The 16,388-nt window shown below is 66.7% G+C and carries 16 protein-coding genes; 5 read left to right on the forward strand and 11 right to left on the reverse strand.

Annotated features, from left to right (window positions below):
* Positions 1 to 3: 3 nt before the first annotated feature.
* The 8 genes from WKW79_RS23955 to WKW79_RS23990 form a co-directional block, all read right to left on the reverse strand.
* Positions 4 to 2,043, reverse strand: a complete 2,040-nt coding sequence (locus tag WKW79_RS23955; RefSeq protein WP_340337720.1) for a fused MFS/spermidine synthase — start codon at positions 2,041 to 2,043, stop codon at positions 4 to 6.
* A 63-nt stretch (positions 2,044 to 2,106) separates the two neighbouring features.
* Positions 2,107 to 2,559, reverse strand: coding sequence for a DUF2214 family protein (locus WKW79_RS23960; protein ID WP_340337721.1), 453 nt, complete (start codon positions 2,557 to 2,559; stop codon positions 2,107 to 2,109).
* 41 nt (positions 2,560 to 2,600) lie between these two features.
* Positions 2,601 to 3,536, reverse strand: a complete 936-nt coding sequence (locus WKW79_RS23965; protein WP_340337722.1) for a LysR family transcriptional regulator — start codon at positions 3,534 to 3,536, stop codon at positions 2,601 to 2,603.
* 126 nt (positions 3,537 to 3,662) lie between these two features.
* Entirely contained in the window at positions 3,663 to 4,559 is an 897-nt protein-coding gene (locus WKW79_RS23970) for an SMP-30/gluconolactonase/LRE family protein (protein ID WP_340337723.1), read from the reverse strand.
* A 7-nt stretch (positions 4,560 to 4,566) separates the two neighbouring features.
* Positions 4,567 to 5,532 (reverse strand): Bug family tripartite tricarboxylate transporter substrate binding protein, encoded by a 966-nt coding sequence (locus WKW79_RS23975; protein WP_340337724.1) that lies wholly within the window; start codon positions 5,530 to 5,532, stop codon positions 4,567 to 4,569.
* Between the two features lie 30 nt (positions 5,533 to 5,562).
* Positions 5,563 to 6,540: a Bug family tripartite tricarboxylate transporter substrate binding protein gene (locus tag WKW79_RS23980; RefSeq protein WP_340337725.1), complete on the reverse strand. Its 978-nt coding sequence runs from the start codon at positions 6,538 to 6,540 to the stop codon at positions 5,563 to 5,565.
* A gap of 4 nt (positions 6,541 to 6,544) precedes the next feature.
* Positions 6,545 to 7,738, reverse strand: coding sequence for a CaiB/BaiF CoA transferase family protein (locus WKW79_RS23985; RefSeq protein WP_340337726.1), 1,194 nt, complete (start codon positions 7,736 to 7,738; stop codon positions 6,545 to 6,547).
* Positions 7,731 to 8,666, reverse strand: coding sequence for a hydroxymethylglutaryl-CoA lyase (locus WKW79_RS23990; RefSeq protein WP_340337727.1), 936 nt, complete (start codon positions 8,664 to 8,666; stop codon positions 7,731 to 7,733). Before WKW79_RS23990 ends, WKW79_RS23985 begins: the two co-directional genes overlap by 8 nt.
* Before the next feature lie 96 nt (positions 8,667 to 8,762).
* Here WKW79_RS23990 and WKW79_RS23995 point away from each other — a divergent pair, with 96 nt between their 5' ends.
* From WKW79_RS23995 to WKW79_RS24015, 5 genes are all read left to right on the forward strand, one after another.
* Positions 8,763 to 9,500: an IclR family transcriptional regulator gene (locus tag WKW79_RS23995; protein WP_340337728.1), complete on the forward strand. Its 738-nt coding sequence runs from the start codon at positions 8,763 to 8,765 to the stop codon at positions 9,498 to 9,500.
* A 132-nt stretch (positions 9,501 to 9,632) separates the two neighbouring features.
* Complete coding sequence (locus WKW79_RS24000) at positions 9,633 to 11,807, forward strand: malate synthase G (RefSeq protein ID WP_340337729.1); 2,175 nt, start codon at positions 9,633 to 9,635, stop codon at positions 11,805 to 11,807.
* Between the two features lie 152 nt (positions 11,808 to 11,959).
* A complete protein-coding gene (locus WKW79_RS24005; protein WP_340337730.1) occupies positions 11,960 to 12,250 on the forward strand; it encodes a type II toxin-antitoxin system Phd/YefM family antitoxin in 291 nt (96 codons plus the stop codon).
* Entirely contained in the window at positions 12,244 to 12,669 is a 426-nt protein-coding gene (locus WKW79_RS24010) for a type II toxin-antitoxin system VapC family toxin (RefSeq protein ID WP_340337731.1), read from the forward strand. Before WKW79_RS24005 ends, WKW79_RS24010 begins: the two co-directional genes overlap by 7 nt.
* Positions 12,670 to 12,922: 253 nt before the next feature.
* Positions 12,923 to 13,525, forward strand: coding sequence for a fasciclin domain-containing protein (locus WKW79_RS24015; protein ID WP_340337732.1), 603 nt, complete (start codon positions 12,923 to 12,925; stop codon positions 13,523 to 13,525).
* A 1-nt stretch (position 13,526) separates the two neighbouring features.
* Here WKW79_RS24015 and WKW79_RS24020 read toward each other — a convergent pair whose 3' ends face one another.
* The 3 genes from WKW79_RS24020 to WKW79_RS24030 all read right to left on the reverse strand — a co-directional run bounded on the left by WKW79_RS24020 (position 13,527) and on the right by WKW79_RS24030 (position 16,216).
* Positions 13,527 to 14,294 carry a hypothetical protein gene (locus WKW79_RS24020; RefSeq protein ID WP_340337733.1) on the reverse strand — a complete coding sequence of 256 codons (768 nt, stop codon included), beginning with the start codon at positions 14,292 to 14,294 and terminating at the stop codon, positions 13,527 to 13,529.
* Positions 14,287 to 14,502 carry a hypothetical protein gene (locus tag WKW79_RS24025; protein ID WP_340337734.1) on the reverse strand — a complete coding sequence of 72 codons (216 nt, stop codon included), beginning with the start codon at positions 14,500 to 14,502 and terminating at the stop codon, positions 14,287 to 14,289. The genes WKW79_RS24020 and WKW79_RS24025 overlap by 8 nt, the downstream gene beginning before the upstream one ends.
* A gap of 346 nt (positions 14,503 to 14,848) precedes the next feature.
* On the reverse strand, positions 14,849 to 16,216 hold the full coding sequence (locus tag WKW79_RS24030; RefSeq protein WP_340337735.1) for an MATE family efflux transporter: 1,368 nt from the start codon (positions 16,214 to 16,216) through the stop codon (positions 14,849 to 14,851).
* Positions 16,217 to 16,388 lie beyond the last annotated feature (172 nt).

The raw sequence follows: 16,388 nt of genomic DNA on the forward strand, positions 1-16,388 counted from the left end.
GCCCTACTTCAGCACGCCAAACAGGTTGTTGAAGTCGTCTGTCCAGGCTTGCAGGCCCGCGATCGGCGTCACCGGGACGCTGGCACGGCGGATCGATTCGCGTTCGAGACTGGCCGGGTTGCGCGAGACGAGCACCCAATCGGTGCGGCGCAGCGCATCGTTGTGCTCGGCTTCGTCGTGGACCAGCACCGCATGCAGCCCCTGCGCCTTGGCGATCTCGACCACGACCGGGGCCAGCGCGAGGAACCGGTTGGTCACGTGGAAGGCGATCACGCCATCCGCCTTGATGTGGCGCAGGTAGACCTCCATCGCCTCTTCCGTGATGAGATGGATCGGCACTGAATCGCCGGAGAAGGCGTCGACGGCCAGCACGTCGAACTGCTGCGGCTCCTCGCGTTCCAGCGCCAGCCGGGCATCGCCGAGCACGCGCTCGATCTTTGCGGGGCTGTCATGCAGGAAGGTGAATTCAGTGTCCGCCAGCTCGAAGACCTGGGGGTTGATCTCGTAGATGCGGTAGACGTCACCCTTCCGGCCATACACCGCTAGCGTGCCGGCCCCGAGCCCGATCAGCCCCACGCGGCGCGGACCCTGCGGCGCCTCGGCCAGCGCCAGGCCGATGCCCGAGGTGGCGCCGTAGTAGCTGGTCGGCTCGCGGCGACGGGCCGGTGCCAGGAACTGCTCGCCGTGCTTGACCGAGCCGTGGTACATCTGGCGCACGTTGTCCTCGGGCTTGTCGCGCCGCGTGTCGAGCGTGATCAGGGTGCCGTAGAAGTTGCGCGACATCTCGCGCGTGTCAGCGCTTTCGTTGCGCACCTGCAAGGCGAGGAACCAGGCGCAGCAGGCCGCGAGCGCCAAGCCGCCCGCCCATCCCAGGCGCCGGTCGCGCAGCACCGCCGCGCCCGCGAGCGCGCTCAGCACCAGGCCAACGCCCAGTTCGTAATACGCGGGCAGCACATGCGGCGCGACCAGGCCGACCGAGATGCCGCCGATGGCGCCACCCAGCGACAGCATCAGGTAGAAGCGCGTGAGGTATTGCGGCGCCGGCCGCATACGCGCCATCTCGCCATGGAAGAACATGCACAGCACGAACAGCCCGATCACGTAAAGAGGCAGCGCGGTCTTGACGTTGAAGCCGAGGTCGGCCTGCAACCCGAAGGCGCACAGCACCAGCATCACCGCCGTGGCCGGCAGGAAGAAGGCACGGCGATACCAGCGGTCGCTTTCGAAGCACAGCACGAAGGTCAGCAGGTAGACCGACAGCGGCAGCACCCACAGGAAGGGAATGGCCGCGACGTTCTGCGTGATGTGGTTGGTGATGGCCAGCAACAGCCAGGAGCCGAGCGCGGGCAGGCCGAGCCAGAGAAGGTAGTCGGAGGCATGGGGTGCGCGCTGTGGCGTGGCCGGCGCCGACACGGTCCCGGTGGCGGCCACGGTCGGCGCCGCGCCCTGTCGCGCCGCGTACACCGTGGTCCCGATGCACAGCAGCACGAAGGCCGCATAGGCCCACGACCAGCCCTGCGCCTGCCGCAGCAGCGAACTGTGCGGCTCGATCAACACGGGGTAGCTCAACAGCGAGGCCAGCGAGGCGAGGTTCGACAGCGAGAAGTAGCGGTACACCTGCGAACCCCACGGCGTGCGCGAGAGCCAGGACTGCACCAGCGGCCCGGTGGTCGACAGCAGGAAATACGGCAGCCCGATGGTGCCCAGCAGCAGGCCGAGGATCCAGAGCGTCGGGTCTTCGGAGCCGGCGGGCTTCCAGCGCGCGCTGGTCACGATCGGCAGGAAGGCCAGACTCACCAGCAGCAGCGCGACATGCAACCGGGCCTGCACTTTCGGCGTGAACCGCCGCGTCACCGCATCGGAGTACGCGTACCCAGCCAGCAGCACGACCTGGAAGAACACCATGCAGATCGACCACACCGCGGCCGACCCGCCGAACCACGGCAGGATCTGCTTGGCGATCAGCGGCTGGACCAGGAACAGCAGGAAGGCACTGGTGAAGATCGTGCCGGCGAACAGAAGCTTGATGAACCCAGGACTCACGTGCCCTCCTCCCATGTGTTGTTGATGCTTGCGTCACCGCGCCCGCCGGCCCACCGCCGCAGCCTACTTGCCGAAGCCCCGCGCCAGGAACACCGCGAACAGCGGGATGAGCGCGATCAGGTGCGCCTGGATCATCACGAGCTTGCGCGTCTTGCGGACCTCCACCTCGGCGGGCAACGCGCCTGTGGCACGCAACGTCTTGCGCCAGCGAATGTAGGTCATGGTGGGGAAGGCAGAGAGAACACCCACGATGATGAACAGCGTGAGCTTGATGTGCAGCAGGGGATTGGTCCAGTACCAGCCGGTGCCCTTGACGCCGAGCCAGGTGCGCAGCACGCCGGTCAGCAACACCAGCACGGCGGCGATGCCGTAGACCATGTCGACGCGTGCCAACCGCTCGACGACGGCGGCGTTGATCCACTCGATGCGGCACAGCGCCGCTTCGCTCGCGACGAAGACCACCATCGTCAGGATGGCCAACAGATGCAGGTAGGCAAGGATGGCTTCAAGGGTCATCACTGGATTGTGCAAGCAACGTGCCTGCCTTGCCTATGGGTCTATGCGCTGCGGCCCCAGTACTCCGGCATCTCGTATTGCGCCTTGAGGAAGTCCAGCCACAGCCGCACGCGCAAGGGCAGGTGCTTGCGCTGCGGGAACACCGCGTACACGCCGTTCGGCGGCGCGGCGAAGTCGTCGAGCAGGGGCACCAGCAGGCCGGCGTCGATCTCGGCCTCGACCTCCCAGTTGCTGCGCCAGGCGATGCCGTGGCCGGCCAGGCACCAGTCGTGCAGCACCTGGCCGTCGGTGCAGTCGAGCGGGCCGCTGGGGCGCAGGTGGATCACTTCGTCGCCACCCTCCGTGCCCGGCGCGGGCGGCAGGCGAAAGGCCCAGCCACGCGTTTGCGATGCATCGCTGGAGAGCGTGAGGCAGGCGAAACGCACGAGGTCCGCCGGGTGGCGCGGCGCGCCGTGGCGGCGGATGAATTCCGGCGTTGCGACACAGCGGCGGCGGTTGTCGGCCAGGCGCAGGCTCACCAGCGAAGAGTCGGGCAGGTCGCCCACGCGCACCGCGCAGTCATAGCCTTCGCCGGCCACGTCGATCACGCGGTCGCTGAGGTTCAAGGAGATGCGCACCTCCGGATGCAGCGCATGGAAGCGCGGCACCAGCGGCGCCACATGGCGACGGCCGAAACCCGCCGGCGCCGTCACGCGCAGGTGCCCGCTGGCCTTGACCCCGCCGGCGCTGACGCTGGCCTCGGCATTGGCGAACTCGACCAGCAGGCGCTGGCAGTCCTCGAGGAAGGCGCTGCCCTCGTGCGTGAGCGTGATGCGGCGCGTTGTGCGCACGAACAGCTTCACGCCGAGGCGTTCCTCCAGCGCGTCGATGCGCCGCCCCATGATCGCGGGCGCCACGTTCTCCGCCTTGGCCGCCGCGGTGAGGCTGCCGCGGGTGGCGATGGAGACGAAGGATTCGAGTTGCTTGAGGCGGTCCATCGCGGGGATTATGCGAAGCGCGGCGGCGCGGTGGCACGCCAGGGTTCCGCGTCGTCGTCCGGGCGGCATCCGGCCGCACGACAACTTGCCGTCGATCGCGGCCCGCGTCGTCGCTTCCGCAGGCAGCTACGACGGAGGCAATCCTGCCGACAGCACAGTCCCGGACGCCGATTCGGTCATGACCAGCTCGCGCGTGCCCGGCCGGAATGCCACGTTGGTCACCGTCTTGCCCGTGGGGCTGCGAATGAAATGCGTGACCTCGCCCATCGCGTTGAGCACGAACGCGCCGCCCAGGCTCGCGTGGGCGACGACCAGGCTGCCGTCGTCGGCAACGGCGAGGCCATCGGGCCCACTGGTCCCGAAAAAGGTCTGGAATGCGCCCATCTTCGAGATGCTGCCATCCGGCAACAGGGGCGCGCGCCAGACCTGGTTGCCGCGCGTGACGGCGACGAACAGCACCTTGCCGTCGGCACTCAGCGCCACGCCGTTGGGGCTGGGCGCATTGGCGAGCAGCAGGTCGAGCTTGCCGTCGACGCCGAGGCGGTAGACCCGGCCGCTCGGATCATGCAGCCCGGTCTGCCCCTGGTCGGTGAAATACAGGTTGCCGTGGCCGTCGAAGCAAAGGTCGTTCACGCCCTTGAAGGACTCGCTGTTGCGGTGCGCGAGCACGGTCTCGACATGGCCGCTTGCCATGTCGAGCGACAGGATGCCACGCTGGTAGTCCGCGATCCACAGGCTGCCGTCCGCGTGCAGGGCCATGCCGTTGGGCCAGCCGTCGTACTGCACGACCAGTTGCCACTCCAGCGTCGGCGTGATGCGGAAGATGCGGCCGTAGGGAATGTCGGCGACGTACAGGTTGCCCGCAGCGTCGAACACCGGCCCTTCGAGAAAGCTGTCCATGACGTGACCGGGCTTGTTGGCGTCGACCCACCCGGTGCGACGTGGCGCGCGGAATGCGTCAGGCAGGCGCGTGAGCACACGCGCATCGATCACTTGCGGCGGTGCGAAGCTGAGGTTCCACATCGCGCATTCACTCCGGTTGCACGCCCGCGGCCTTGATGACCTTGCCCCAGTCGTCGGTCTGTCCGCGAACAAACTTCTGGAAGTCGGCAACGGACAGGCCACCCGGTTCTGCGCCCTGCTCGGCGAAGCGCTTGACGAGGTCCGGCGAGGCCAGCGCCTTCTTCACCTCGGCCTGCATCTTGTCGATGATGGCCTGCGGTGTGCCCTTCGGCGCGGCGATGCCGAACCAGTTGGTGGCGGTGAAACCCTTGAGGCCGGCCTCCGCGCTGGTGGGCACATCGGGCAGCGCGGCAATGCGCTTGGGCGATGTCACGAGCAGCGCGCGAATCTTGCCGCCGTTGATCTGGGCGATCGCCGTCGGCGCCGCCGTGACCAGCACGTCGACCTGGCCCGACACCACGCCGAGCATGGCTTCACCGGCACCTTTGTACGGCACATGGGTGAGTGAAACCTTGCCGTTCTGCTTGAACAGTTCGCCGCCGAGGTGCGTCGAACTGCCGATGCCGCCGGAACCGAAGGTGAGCTTGTCGGGGCTCTTGCGCGCCGCGTCGATCAACTGTTCCACGGTCTTGTACGGCGACGCGGCACCGACCACGAGTGCCAGCGGCGTATCGACGATGTTGGTCACGGGCACCAGGCCTGTCGCGTGGTCCCACGGCATCTTCTTGTAGAGATGCGGCAGCATCGCGTAGGTGGTGTCGTTGACGAGGAAGGTGCCGCCGTCCGGCGCTGCCTTGGCGACCAGGTCGGAGCCGATCATGCCGCTGGCGCCGGCCTTGTTCTCGACATAGAAGGACTTGCCGGTCTGCTCGGTGAGCTTCTGCGCGATCTGGCGCGCCGCGTAGTCGGTGGTGCCGCCCGGCGAGTAGGGGACGATGAGGCGCACCGGCTTGTCGGGCCAGGCGGATTGGGCGCTGGCCAACAGGGGGGCCATCAATGCAGCGGTGAGGCAGAAGATGTGTCGCGTCTTCATGGGAATGTCTCCTTGTGGTTCTGGACGTGATCACTCGGGCTGGATGCCGGACTCGCGCACCACCGCGCCCCACTTCGCATGCTCCGCCTTGATGTACTGCGCAGCCTGCTCGACGGTGCCGCCGACGGGCGTGCTGCCCTCTGCCGCCAGCTGCGAGATCGCCGCGGGGTTCGCCAGTGCCTTGTTGACGGCGGCGTTGAGCTTGTTCACCACGTCGGCGGATGTGCCGGTCGGCGCGACGATGGCCTTCCAGTCGACGGCCTCGAAGCCCTTGTATGTTTCGGCGACGGTCGGCACGTCGGGCAGCACGGCCAGGCGCTTCGTCGAGGTGACCGCGAGCGCGCGCAGCTTGCCGCCCTTGACCATCGCGAGCGCGCCCTGCGGCGTGGCGAACATGTAGTCGGTCTGGCCGCCGAGCAGGTCGGTGATGGCCGGCGCGGCGCCTTTGTACGGCACGTTGAGCACCTTGAAGCCGGCCTGCTTTGCCAGCACCTCGCCGGCCATATGGCCCAGCGTGCCGGTGCCCGCGAGCGCCTGCTTGACCTCGCCCGGCTTGGCCTTGGCGGCCTTGACCACGTCGGCGAGTGTCTTGTACGGCGCGTCGGTGCGCACCACCATCACCACGGGTTGCGAGGCGACGACGGCCACGGGCGCCGCGTCCTTCAACGCGTCGTAGGGCATCTTCGGGAACAGGGTCGGGTTGATCGCGAGGTTGGCGGTCTGGCCCATGCCGATGGTGTAGCCGTCGGGCTTGGCCTTGGCGATGGCGTCCATGCCGATGTTGCCGTTGCCACCGGCGCGGTTGTCGATGACGAAGGTCCACTTGGTGTCCTCGGTCATCTTTTGCGCGACCAGGCGGCTGACGATGTCGGTGGCGCCGCCGGGTGTGTAGGGGACGATGAAGCGGATCGGCTTGTCCGGCCACGTGTCGGCGGCGAAGGCGTTGGGCAAGAAGGCGAGCGCGGCTGCGCCAGCCAGCAGGGTCCTGCGGGCAATGCGGAAAGGCATGGGGTCAGTCTCCGGTGGTGATGTGCTGTGACTTGAGCGCTGCGATGTCGGCGTCGCTGTAGCCGACTTCCTTGAGCAAGGCGTTGGTGTGCTCGCCGATCAATGGCGGCTGCAGGCGGATGCCCGGACGCTCGCCACCGATCGTGAAGGGCATCAACGGCACCTTCGAGGTGCTGCCGTCGTTCATGCGGATCGGCGCGAGGCCGCCGGTCGCGTTGAGGTGCGGGTCGTCGAAGAGGTCCTGCGGGCGGCTGATCGGCGCGAAGGGCAGTTCGTTCTGCTCGAAGACGGCGCTGAGTTCGGCGGCACTGCGATCGGCCAGGTGGGAGCGCAGGATCGGCAGCATCCAGTCGCGGGCCTTCACGCGGTCGTTGTTGGTCTTGAGGCGCGGGTCGGCCAGCATCTCTTCCAGGCCGAAGGCCTTGCAGAAGATCCCCCACTGCTTGTCGCTGACGGCCGCGAGGAAGATCTGCTCGCCGTCCTTCACGGTGAAGACGTCGTAGACGGCCCAGGCGGAGATGCGGCTGGGCATGGGGTCGGCCGCCTTGCCGGTGGCGGCGAACTGCATCATGTGCTGCGCGACCAGGAAGATGTTGTTCTCGAACAGGGCCGACTGCACTTCGCAGCCCTCGCCCGTGATGTCGCGCTGTCTCAGCGCAGCCATGGCGCCGATGGCGCCGAACATGCCGCCCATGATGTCGTTGACGCTGGTGCCCGCGCGCAGCGGGTCGCCGGAACGGCCGGTCATGTAGGCCAGCCCGCCCATCATCTGCACCACTTCGTCGAGGGCGGTGCGGTGGTCGTAGGGGCCGGGCAGGAAGCCCTTGTGGCTCACGTAGATGAGGCGCGGGTTGAGCTTCTTGAGGCTGTCGTAGTCGAGGCCCAGCTTCTTCATCGTGCCGGGCTTGAAGTTCTCGCTCACGATGTCGGCGGTGGCGATCAGGCGCAGCGCGGCTTCGACGCCTTCGGGGCGCTTGAGGTCGAGCGCGACGCTCTTCTTGTTGCGGTTGAAGGTCGGGAAGAAGCCTGCGCCGGAGCCGAGCAGGCGTCGCGTGTTGTCGCCCTCCACCGGCTCGACCTTGATGACCTCGGCGCCCAGGTCGGCCAGCAGCATGCCGCAGCTCGGGCCCATGACCATGTGGGTGAACTCGACGACGCGGACGCCCGCGTAGGGCAGTGGCTTCTGTACTTCAGACATGGGTTGTTCCTTGTGGCTTGAATCCCTTGGGCAGGCCGGCTTCGGGCGTCATGCCGTAGACCGGTTCTCCCGGCAGACCGGCGATCAGCGGAGCCCGAGCGGCCATCAGTCGGTCGATGTCGATGCCGGTGCGAACGCCCATCGCCTCGAACATGAAGACCAGGTCCTCGGTGACGACATTGCCCGATGCGCCCGGCGCGTAGGGGCAGCCGCCGAGGCCGCCCAGCGATGAGTCGAAGGTGCGTACGCCCTCCTCGTAGGCCGCGAGGCAGTTGGCCAGGCCGAGGCCGCGCGTGTTGTGCATGTGGGCCGCGCCCGCGTGCTCGCCGAGTTCCGCGCGGAGGCGCTTGAAGAGCCGTCGCACTTGCGCGGGGTTGGCATAGCCGACGGTGTCGGAGAGCCCCGATTCGTCCGCGCCCGCGGCGATGCACTGCACGGCCAGCGCGATGACCTCGTCCTCCGGCACGTCGCCTTGCAACGTGCAGCCGAAGGCGGTGGAGATGCCGGCTTCCAGCTTGACGTGCGGGGCCATGTCACGGCGCAGGTCGGAGATGGCCCGCACCTCCTCGACCATCTGCTCGCGCGTCTTGCGCACGTTGGCGAGCGAATGGGCCGCGCTTGCGGACACCGGCATGGTGAGCTTGTGGACACCGGCCGCCAATGCAGCCTCGGCGCCGCGCCGGTTGGGCACCAGCGCCATCACGGTCAGGCCGGGCAAGGTGATCGCATGGCGCACCACCTCGGCCGCGTCGGCCATCTGCGGCAGCAACTTGGCAGGCACGAAGGACGCGACTTCGATCTCGCGCACGCCGGCTGCGTAGAGTGCGTCGATCCAACGCAGCTTGTCGGCGGTGGGCATCGTGGCCTTGACCGATTGCAGGCCGTCGCGCGGACCGACCTCGCTGATCAGCACATCGGGGGATGTCATGGAATTCGTCTCCTTGCTTGACCGTTCTGTTAGATAGAACTATATTCCGTTAAACAGAATTAAATCGACAAACCGCCGACCTGTCAAGGAGCCGCCATGCCGCGCAAAGCCCAGACCGAATCCGTCTCCGACCTCAATGCCGCCCCAGGCGGCGCTGCAGCGGTCGATCGTGCGTTGAGCCTGCTGGCTGCCTTTCAACCCGGTGACGACGCCCTGTCGCTCGGCGATTTCGCGGCGCGCACACAGCTTTACAAGAGCACGGTGCTGCGCCTGCTGGCCTCGCTGGAACATGCGGCATTGATTCGCCGGCTGGACGACGGCCGCTACGCGCTCGGCGCCGAGATCGCCCGCCTGCATGGCCTCTACGCGGCGGCCTTCTCCCTAGACCAGATCGTGCTGCCCGTGCTGCGCGACCTGGTCGCGGCCACCGGCGAGAGCGCGGCCTATCACGTCAAGCAGGGCCACGGCGCCGATGCCGTACGCGTCTGCCTCTACCGCGTCGATTCGCCGCATCCAATCCGCGACCACATCAAGGCCGGCGACGTGCTGCCGCTCGACCAGGGCACTGGCGGCCGCGTATTGACCGCCTTCGATCCTCAGGCGCCCTCACCCGCCGCCAAGGACAAGGCGCTCTACGCCAGGATCCGCAAGGACGGCTATTTCAGCAGTGTGGGCGACCGGTTGGCCGACGTGGCCGGCATCTCCGCGCCGGTGCTCGATGCGCGCGGCGCGCTGGCCGCGGCCGTGACGCTCACCATGCCCGCGCACCGCTACGACGCGGCCTACATCAGGCAGGTGCTCACTGCGGCAAAGCAACTCAATGGCCGCGTCTGAGCGCCGATTAAGTGCATTCTTGTCACAAATAACGGGATTCTTCGGCGATTAATCTTTGCCTCGGTATCCAATACAGTATCGGCATGGGTTTCGCACCCTCCACTTTCATATATCCCCCCGAGGTTTCCCGATATGACCGAACGCACCACCGTTCACGGCCTCCAGGTCGCGACTGAACTCCATCAATTCATCGAACAGAAGGTCCTGCCCGCCACCGGCGTGGACGGCGCGACTTTCTGGAAGGGTTTCGACGCGATCGTGACCGACCTGGCGCCCAAGAACGCCGCCCTGCTGGCCGAGCGTGATCGCCTGCAATCCGAGATGGATGCTTGGCACAAGGCCAACCCGGGCCAGATCAAGGACATGCCCGCGTACCGGGCCTTCCTCGAGAAGATCGGCTACCTGGTGCCCTCGCCGAAGGACGTGCAGACCACCACCGCCAACGTCGATGCCGAACTCGCGCAACAGGCCGGCCCGCAACTGGTGGTGCCCATCCTCAACGCCCGCTACGCGCTGAACGCCGCCAACGCACGCTGGGGCTCGCTGTATGACGCGCTCTACGGCACCGACGCCATCCCCGAGACCGACGGCGCCGACAAGGGCAAGGGCTACAACCCCGTGCGCGGCGCCAAGGTCATCGCCTTCGCCCGCGAAGTGCTCGACCAGGCCGCGCCCCTGGCCAACGGCTCGCACAAGGACGCGACCGGCTACAGCGTCAAGGACGGCCAGTTGGTCGTCGCCTTGCACAGCAGCAGCACGGCCCTCGCCGAGCCGTCGCAGTTCGTCGGCTACACCGGCGACGCCGCCGCGCCTTCGTCGGTGCTGCTCAAGCACAACGGCATCCACCTCGACATCCAGATCGACCGCAGCACCGCCATCGGCAAGACCGATGCCGCCGGCATCAGCGACGTCGTGATGGAAGCCGCGCTCTCCACCATCCTCGACCTGGAAGACTCGGTGGCCGTGGTCGATGCGGAAGACAAGGTCGTCGCTTACAGCAACTGGCTCGGCATCCAGCTCGGCACGCTCACGGAAGAAGTGAGCAAGGGCGGCAAGACCTTCACGCGTGGCCTGAACCCGGACCGCGAATACACCGCCGCCGACGGCAAGCCGATGAAGCTGCATGGCCGCTCGCTGATGTTCGTGCGCAATGTCGGCCACCTGATGACCAACCCGGCCATCCTGTTCGCCGGCGGCAAGGAAATCCCCGAAGGCATCCTGGACGCCGTCGTCACGACCACCATCGCCACCATCGACCTGAAGCGCAAGGGCAACTCGCGCACCGGCAGCATCTACATCGTCAAGCCGAAGATGCACGGCCCGGCCGAGGTCGCCTTTGCCAACGAACTGTTCGGCCGCGTCGAGCAACTGCTGGGCCTGCCAGCCAACACCGTGAAGCTCGGCATCATGGACGAGGAACGCCGCACCAGCGTCAACCTCAAGGCCTGCATTGCCGCCGCCTCGGCGCGCGTGGCTTTCATCAACACCGGCTTCCTGGACCGCACCGGCGACGAGATGCACACCGGCATGCAGGCCGGCGCGATGCTGCGCAAGGGCGACATGAAGACCACGCCGTGGATCACGGCCTACGAGAAGAGCAACGTGCTGGTGGGCCTCGGCTGCGGCCTGCGCGGCAAGGCACAGATCGGCAAGGGCATGTGGGCCATGCCGGACCTGATGGCCGACATGCTGAAGATCAAGATCGGCCATCCGAAGGCCGGCGCGAACACGGCTTGGGTGCCTTCGCCGACCGCCGCGACGCTGCATGCGCTGCACTACCACCAGGTCAGCGTGGCGGATGTGCAGAAGGAACTGGAGAAGATCGACGCCGACGCACAGCGCGACGCGATCCTCAACGACCTGCTGCAAGTGCCTGTCTCGCCGACGACCAACTGGACCGCTAAAGAAAAGCAGCAGGAACTAGACAACAACGTGCAGGGCATCCTCGGCTACGTGGTGCGCTGGATCGACCAGGGCGTCGGCTGCTCCAAGGTGCCCGACATCCACAACGTCGGCCTGATGGAAGACCGCGCCACGCTGCGCATCTCGAGCCAGCACATCGCCAACTGGCTGCTGCACGGCATCGTGACGAAGGAAGAAGTCAACGCGACCTTCGAGCGCATGGCCGCAGTGGTCGACAAGCAGAACGCGGGCGACGCGCTCTACAAGAACATGGCGGGCAACTTCAAGACCTCGGCGGCGTACATGGCCGCGCAGGACCTGGTGTTCAAGGGCATCGAGCAGCCCAGCGGCTACACGGAGCCGTTGCTGCACGCCTGGCGGTTGAAGGTCAAGGGCGAGGCTTGATGGCCAACGCTGGATTGAAAACGATCACCGACTGATCGCTTCAAGGAGGCCCGACCTCCGCAAATGACGGCGCCACGGGGCGCCGTTCTTCATTGACTTTCGCAGCAGCGCAGGCAAATGTACAATTCAAATGTACAAATCCAGGAGGCCTTGTGCAGCAAATTCCTTTTTCGCAAGCCCGCGCCAACCTGGCGGACACACTGCGCTCCGTGGAGACGGGTAACGAACCGGCCCTGATTTCTCGGCGCGGTGCGCCTGCGGCCGTCTTGATGTCGGTCGCCCAGTTCCGCCGGCTTTCCGCATCGGCGCAAGGTTTCGCGAGCAAGCTTGACGATTGGCGTCAACAGCATCTGGTCGCCGGTGACGACCACACCGGCGAAGGCTGGGCGGACCCCTTCGCCAACATTCGCGACACGACGGCGGGACGTGACTTCAAATGGTGACTTGGCTGCTCGACAGCAATGTGTTGTCTGAGGCTGCGCGTCCGCAGCCGAATGCCGCCGTGATGGCTGCCTTGAAGCGGCACTCGGGCGAACTCGCCATTGGCGCCCCGGTCTGGCACGAGTTGCGATTTGGTTGGTTGCGCATGTCGTCGGGCCAGCGACGCGATGCCATCGAACGGTATCTGACCGACGTGGTGGGTTCGCTGCCAATCCTGCCCTACGACGCCGCTGCGGCGCGCGTACACGCAGAGATCCGCGCCGAGGCCGAGCGTAACGGCAAGACGCTGCCATTTGTCGACGGCCAAATCGGCGCCATTGCCATCGCCCAGGGCTTGACGCTGGTTACTCGCAACCTGAAAGACTTTGCAGGCGTCCGAGGCTTGCGCGTGATGAATTGGTGGAGAGCGACCGACGCGTAATCGCGTGCCGCCTGTACCTCCCCTGCCGCGCCGTTCGAGAACACAACCTACGGCCTCGAACCGTCCACGCACTCGCAGGCAGCGCCGCAGGCGCATGACCGGCTTATCCACGCCTCGGCAAGCAAGACCGGAAAGCCCCCCGTTGAATCCGCCGCGCCACTGCGCGCGTATTGGATGCAAGCGCAATGCGCCCCCGCGCTGTTGGCGGTTTCCACAGATGCCTTGCTTCATTCAACCTTCCAGGAGCTTCCCAATGAAAAAACTCATGATCGCCGTCAGCGTCTCCGTCCTGCTCAGCGCGTGCGCGGGGGGCATGGGAACGAGCAGCAACAGCGTGACCAATGGCGGCAGCGGCACCCTGTCGATGGCGCCGGCCAACCCGATGGTCGGCGGCGCAGCGATGTATCCGAGAAAAGACATCGTCGACAACGCCGTCAACTCGAAGGACCACACCACCCTGGTCGCCGCGGTCAAGGCCGCGGGCCTGGTCGACACGCTCAAGAGCCCCGGCCCGTTCACCGTGTTCGCACCGACCAATGAAGCATTCGTCGCGCTGCCGCCCGGCACTGTGGACACGTTGCTCAAGCCCGAGAACAAGCCGACGCTTTCCAAGGTGTTGACCTACCACGTGGTGCCGGGCCGGATGGACGGCCCCGCCTTGATGAGCGCCATCAACGCGGGCGGAGGCAAGGCCACGCTGAAGACCGCCAGCGGCGGCACGCTCACCGCGACGATGAGCGGCAGCAAGGTGATGGTGACCGACGCCAAGGGCGGCACCGCCACGGTGACCATCGCCAACGTCTACCAGTCGAACGGCGTGATCCACGTCGTCGACAAGGTGCTGCTGCCGGGTTGATCTACGCGGAAGGCGACGGCATGCCGTTCGGAAAGCGCCGCCGGATCTCGGCCCGGGACAGGCGGCGCTTGCTGGCCACGTAGACATTGGCGCGGCCGAACAACTGCGCAGGGGTCTGGGTGCCCGGCAGGCAGGTGATGCCGCGCACCACACGGCATTCGCGCAGTGCGTCCCAGCGCGTCGGCGAACGGTCGGTCGTGGGTGGCAGCAGGTCCAGTCCCAGCTCATGCCATTCGCCATCGATGCAATGCCATTGTGTCCAGTCGTCGATCACGATGCGGCGTGGCGGCGCTGGCGCGCGACGGCTCCATTGCGCACGCCGCGCGGCGCGCGACCCGTCCGAATACCGGTTGCGCAGCAGAATGCGCGTCACCGGATGCACGAACAGTTCGATCCAGGGTGCCTCGCGCGGCGGCACCGGAACGCGCCTCGGCCCCCAAGACAGCAACACCTCGCCGTCCTCCCACACCGCATCACGCGCCACGAAACCGTCGAGGTGTTCATGGATGTGGGCCTGCACGGCGTTGCGCTTGTCGATGCCGGCGCTGAGTTCGGCATACACCTTGTCCCATGGCCGGTCCACCTGCTTGTGAAGCCAGCGCTTGAGCGGGGCAAGGTTCTCATTCAGGTGCTTGCGAAAGACATGGCCCCGCTTCATGCCGAGGTGCGAACCGCGCTCGCGACTGTTGCGCCATGTGCGGCCATCGCCCTGAACGCCGCCACCACGACGCGGGCGCTCGACGATCACCTTGTCCATGTCTTCACGCATCGAAGACCTCCCGCACCAGGCGTTGCAGCGCGACCTTCTGCGCGCGGCGTTCGGCCCGATGGGTGCGCAGATGGCGCCCGGCGTTCTGGCCGGTCGGTCGCTGCGCCAATGCGGCGAGCACCGGGTTACGCGGCCTGGTAGCCGGCAGCGAGAAATAGAAATGGGCGAGTCGCTTGTCGTCGTCTCGCGCCTTGCGTTGGGCACTCATGTGCGCACTCCAAAAAACAAAACCCCGGCAACAAGAAATGCGCCGGGGCTTTGTCGGCCGCGGCTGAATGCGATGCACATCCAGCCGGGGCGGTGGTGTGCGGATCAGAAAACGAAGGAACGATTCATGAAACTTGAATGGGTCTTGAGGCTGCCGGGAGGTTGCTGGTCACCGGCTGCAATGCAGTTGTGAAATCGAGCGCGGATTGTGCAAATGCATCGGGCTACGCGCAAGAGGGTGGCAACCCGGTGTGGCCGCCGTGAGACAGCGCATTGCGCAATGCGTCACGCGCGTTGAAGGCAGGCTCCGAAACAGTCTCGCGAGAGCGCGGATCGTTTGGCGCCTGCTATCCATCGTCGGCATTCGGCGGCATCAGCGTTGCGAGCGAGGATGCACTGCCCGCCTCCGGCACCGGCCTCGCGTCCAGTGACGTCCCCGCGTCCTGCACCGGCCCGAGGCGCGCCGCCAACCGGAACGCAACCACCATCGCCAGTGTCCCGAAGATGGCCGCACCCGCCGCCTGCCCCACCAGCACACCGGCCGGCCCGTAGTGCGAACCGATCCATGCAAAGGGAATGGTCCCCAGCGTGGCACGGGCCCAGTTGAAGCCCGTCGACAGCAGCGGCCGGCCGAGGTTGTTGAAGGCCGCATTCGCCACGAACAGCGCGCCGATGAAGAAGAAGCCCGAGGCGATCCACGAGCAGTACGCATGGATCAACGCCGCCGCGTCGCCCTCCGCCGAGAAGGCCCGCACGATCAGCGACTGCGCCAGTGCCAGCAGCAGCCAGGCCACTCCCACCGCGCAGACCATGAACATGAGGCTGTCCCGCAGCCCCACGCGCACGCGCTCGTATTCACGGGCGCCGAGGTTCTGCGCAAGGATCGGCCCGACCGCACCGCTGAGCGAATACACCAGCCCGAAAGCCACCGGCGTCACGCGGTCGATGATGGCCTGCCCCGCGACCGCCGACGCGCCGAACTGCGCGATCGAATGCGTCACGAAGGCCGCGCCGACCGGTGTCGCGAGGTTGGTCAGCACGCCCGGCCCAGCCACGCCGGCCAGCAGCCGCGCATCTGCAACAAAGCGCGTGCGATCGAAGCGCGCCAGCAGCTTGTGCCGCACGACAACGCCGCGCAGGCCGACCGCTGCCAGCATGCAGCGCGAGATCACCGACGCAGTGGCCGCGCCCTCCAGCCCCATGCCCAGGCCGAAGATCAGGATCGGATCGAGCACCGCCGTCGCCACCGCCGCGCCCAGCGTCACCATCATCGCGCGCCGCGCATCGCCCACGGAACGCAACAGCGCCGCGCAGGCCATCCCAAGGCCGAGCAAGGGCATCGACATCACGGTGATCGCGAGGTAGCGGGCCGCATACCGCTCGGTATCACCGCTGGCGCCCAGCGCCCGCAGCAGCGGGTGCAGGAACATCAACGTGACGATGCCCACGCAGGCCGTCAGCGCGACCATCAGCACCAGGCTCGACGTCGCGATGCGCCGCGCATCGGCACGCCGCCCCGCGCCGATTGCACGTGCGACCACGGCCGTGATACCGATGGTCATGCCGATGCATATCGATGTATGGAAGAAGCCGACCACGCCCGCAAAGCCAACGGCCGCGGCGATTTCCTTCTCGCCCAGGCGCGAGATGTAGAACAGGTTGATGAGGTCGACGATGAAGACCGCCACGAGCCCGACCGCCGCGGTGCTCGACATGACGCAAACATGCTTCAGCAACGACCCGGTAACGAAACGTGGTTTGTCGAGATCGTGTGTGGTCATGGGCGCGCCATTTTGCGCGGGCACGGAGTGCTCACTATCATCGGCCGCAATGTTTTTTCGCCTACTTCTACAACGGCTGCGTATCCTTCACCTGGAGCCGTCGGAG

The organism is Variovorax robiniae (assembly GCF_037889955.1).
Taxonomy (GTDB): Bacteria; Pseudomonadota; Gammaproteobacteria; order Burkholderiales; family Burkholderiaceae_C; genus Variovorax; species Variovorax robiniae.

Coding starts and splice junctions, on each gene's coding strand:
- WKW79_RS23960 (WP_340337721.1), bottom strand. CDS start 2,559: ATGACCCTTGAAGCCATCCTTGCCTACCTGCATCTGTTGGCCATCCTG.
- WKW79_RS23965 (WP_340337722.1), bottom strand. CDS start 3,536: ATGGACCGCCTCAAGCAACTCGAATCCTTCGTCTCCATCGCCACCCGC.
- WKW79_RS23970 (WP_340337723.1), bottom strand. CDS start 4,559: ATGTGGAACCTCAGCTTCGCACCGCCGCAAGTGATCGATGCGCGTGTG.
- WKW79_RS23975 (WP_340337724.1), bottom strand. CDS start 5,532: ATGAAGACGCGACACATCTTCTGCCTCACCGCTGCATTGATGGCCCCC.
- WKW79_RS23980 (WP_340337725.1), bottom strand. CDS start 6,540: ATGCCTTTCCGCATTGCCCGCAGGACCCTGCTGGCTGGCGCAGCCGCG.
- WKW79_RS23985 (WP_340337726.1), bottom strand. CDS start 7,738: ATGTCTGAAGTACAGAAGCCACTGCCCTACGCGGGCGTCCGCGTCGTC.
- WKW79_RS23990 (WP_340337727.1), bottom strand. CDS start 8,666: ATGACATCCCCCGATGTGCTGATCAGCGAGGTCGGTCCGCGCGACGGC.
- WKW79_RS23995 (WP_340337728.1), top strand. CDS start 8,763: ATGCCGCGCAAAGCCCAGACCGAATCCGTCTCCGACCTCAATGCCGCC.
- WKW79_RS24000 (WP_340337729.1), top strand. CDS start 9,633: ATGACCGAACGCACCACCGTTCACGGCCTCCAGGTCGCGACTGAACTC.
- WKW79_RS24010 (WP_340337731.1), top strand. CDS start 12,244: ATGGTGACTTGGCTGCTCGACAGCAATGTGTTGTCTGAGGCTGCGCGT.
- WKW79_RS24015 (WP_340337732.1), top strand. CDS start 12,923: ATGAAAAAACTCATGATCGCCGTCAGCGTCTCCGTCCTGCTCAGCGCG.
- WKW79_RS24020 (WP_340337733.1), bottom strand. CDS start 14,294: ATGCGTGAAGACATGGACAAGGTGATCGTCGAGCGCCCGCGTCGTGGT.
- WKW79_RS24025 (WP_340337734.1), bottom strand. CDS start 14,502: ATGAGTGCCCAACGCAAGGCGCGAGACGACGACAAGCGACTCGCCCAT.
- WKW79_RS24030 (WP_340337735.1), bottom strand. CDS start 16,216: ATGTCGAGCACCGCGGCGGTCGGGCTCGTGGCGGTCTTCATCGTCGAC.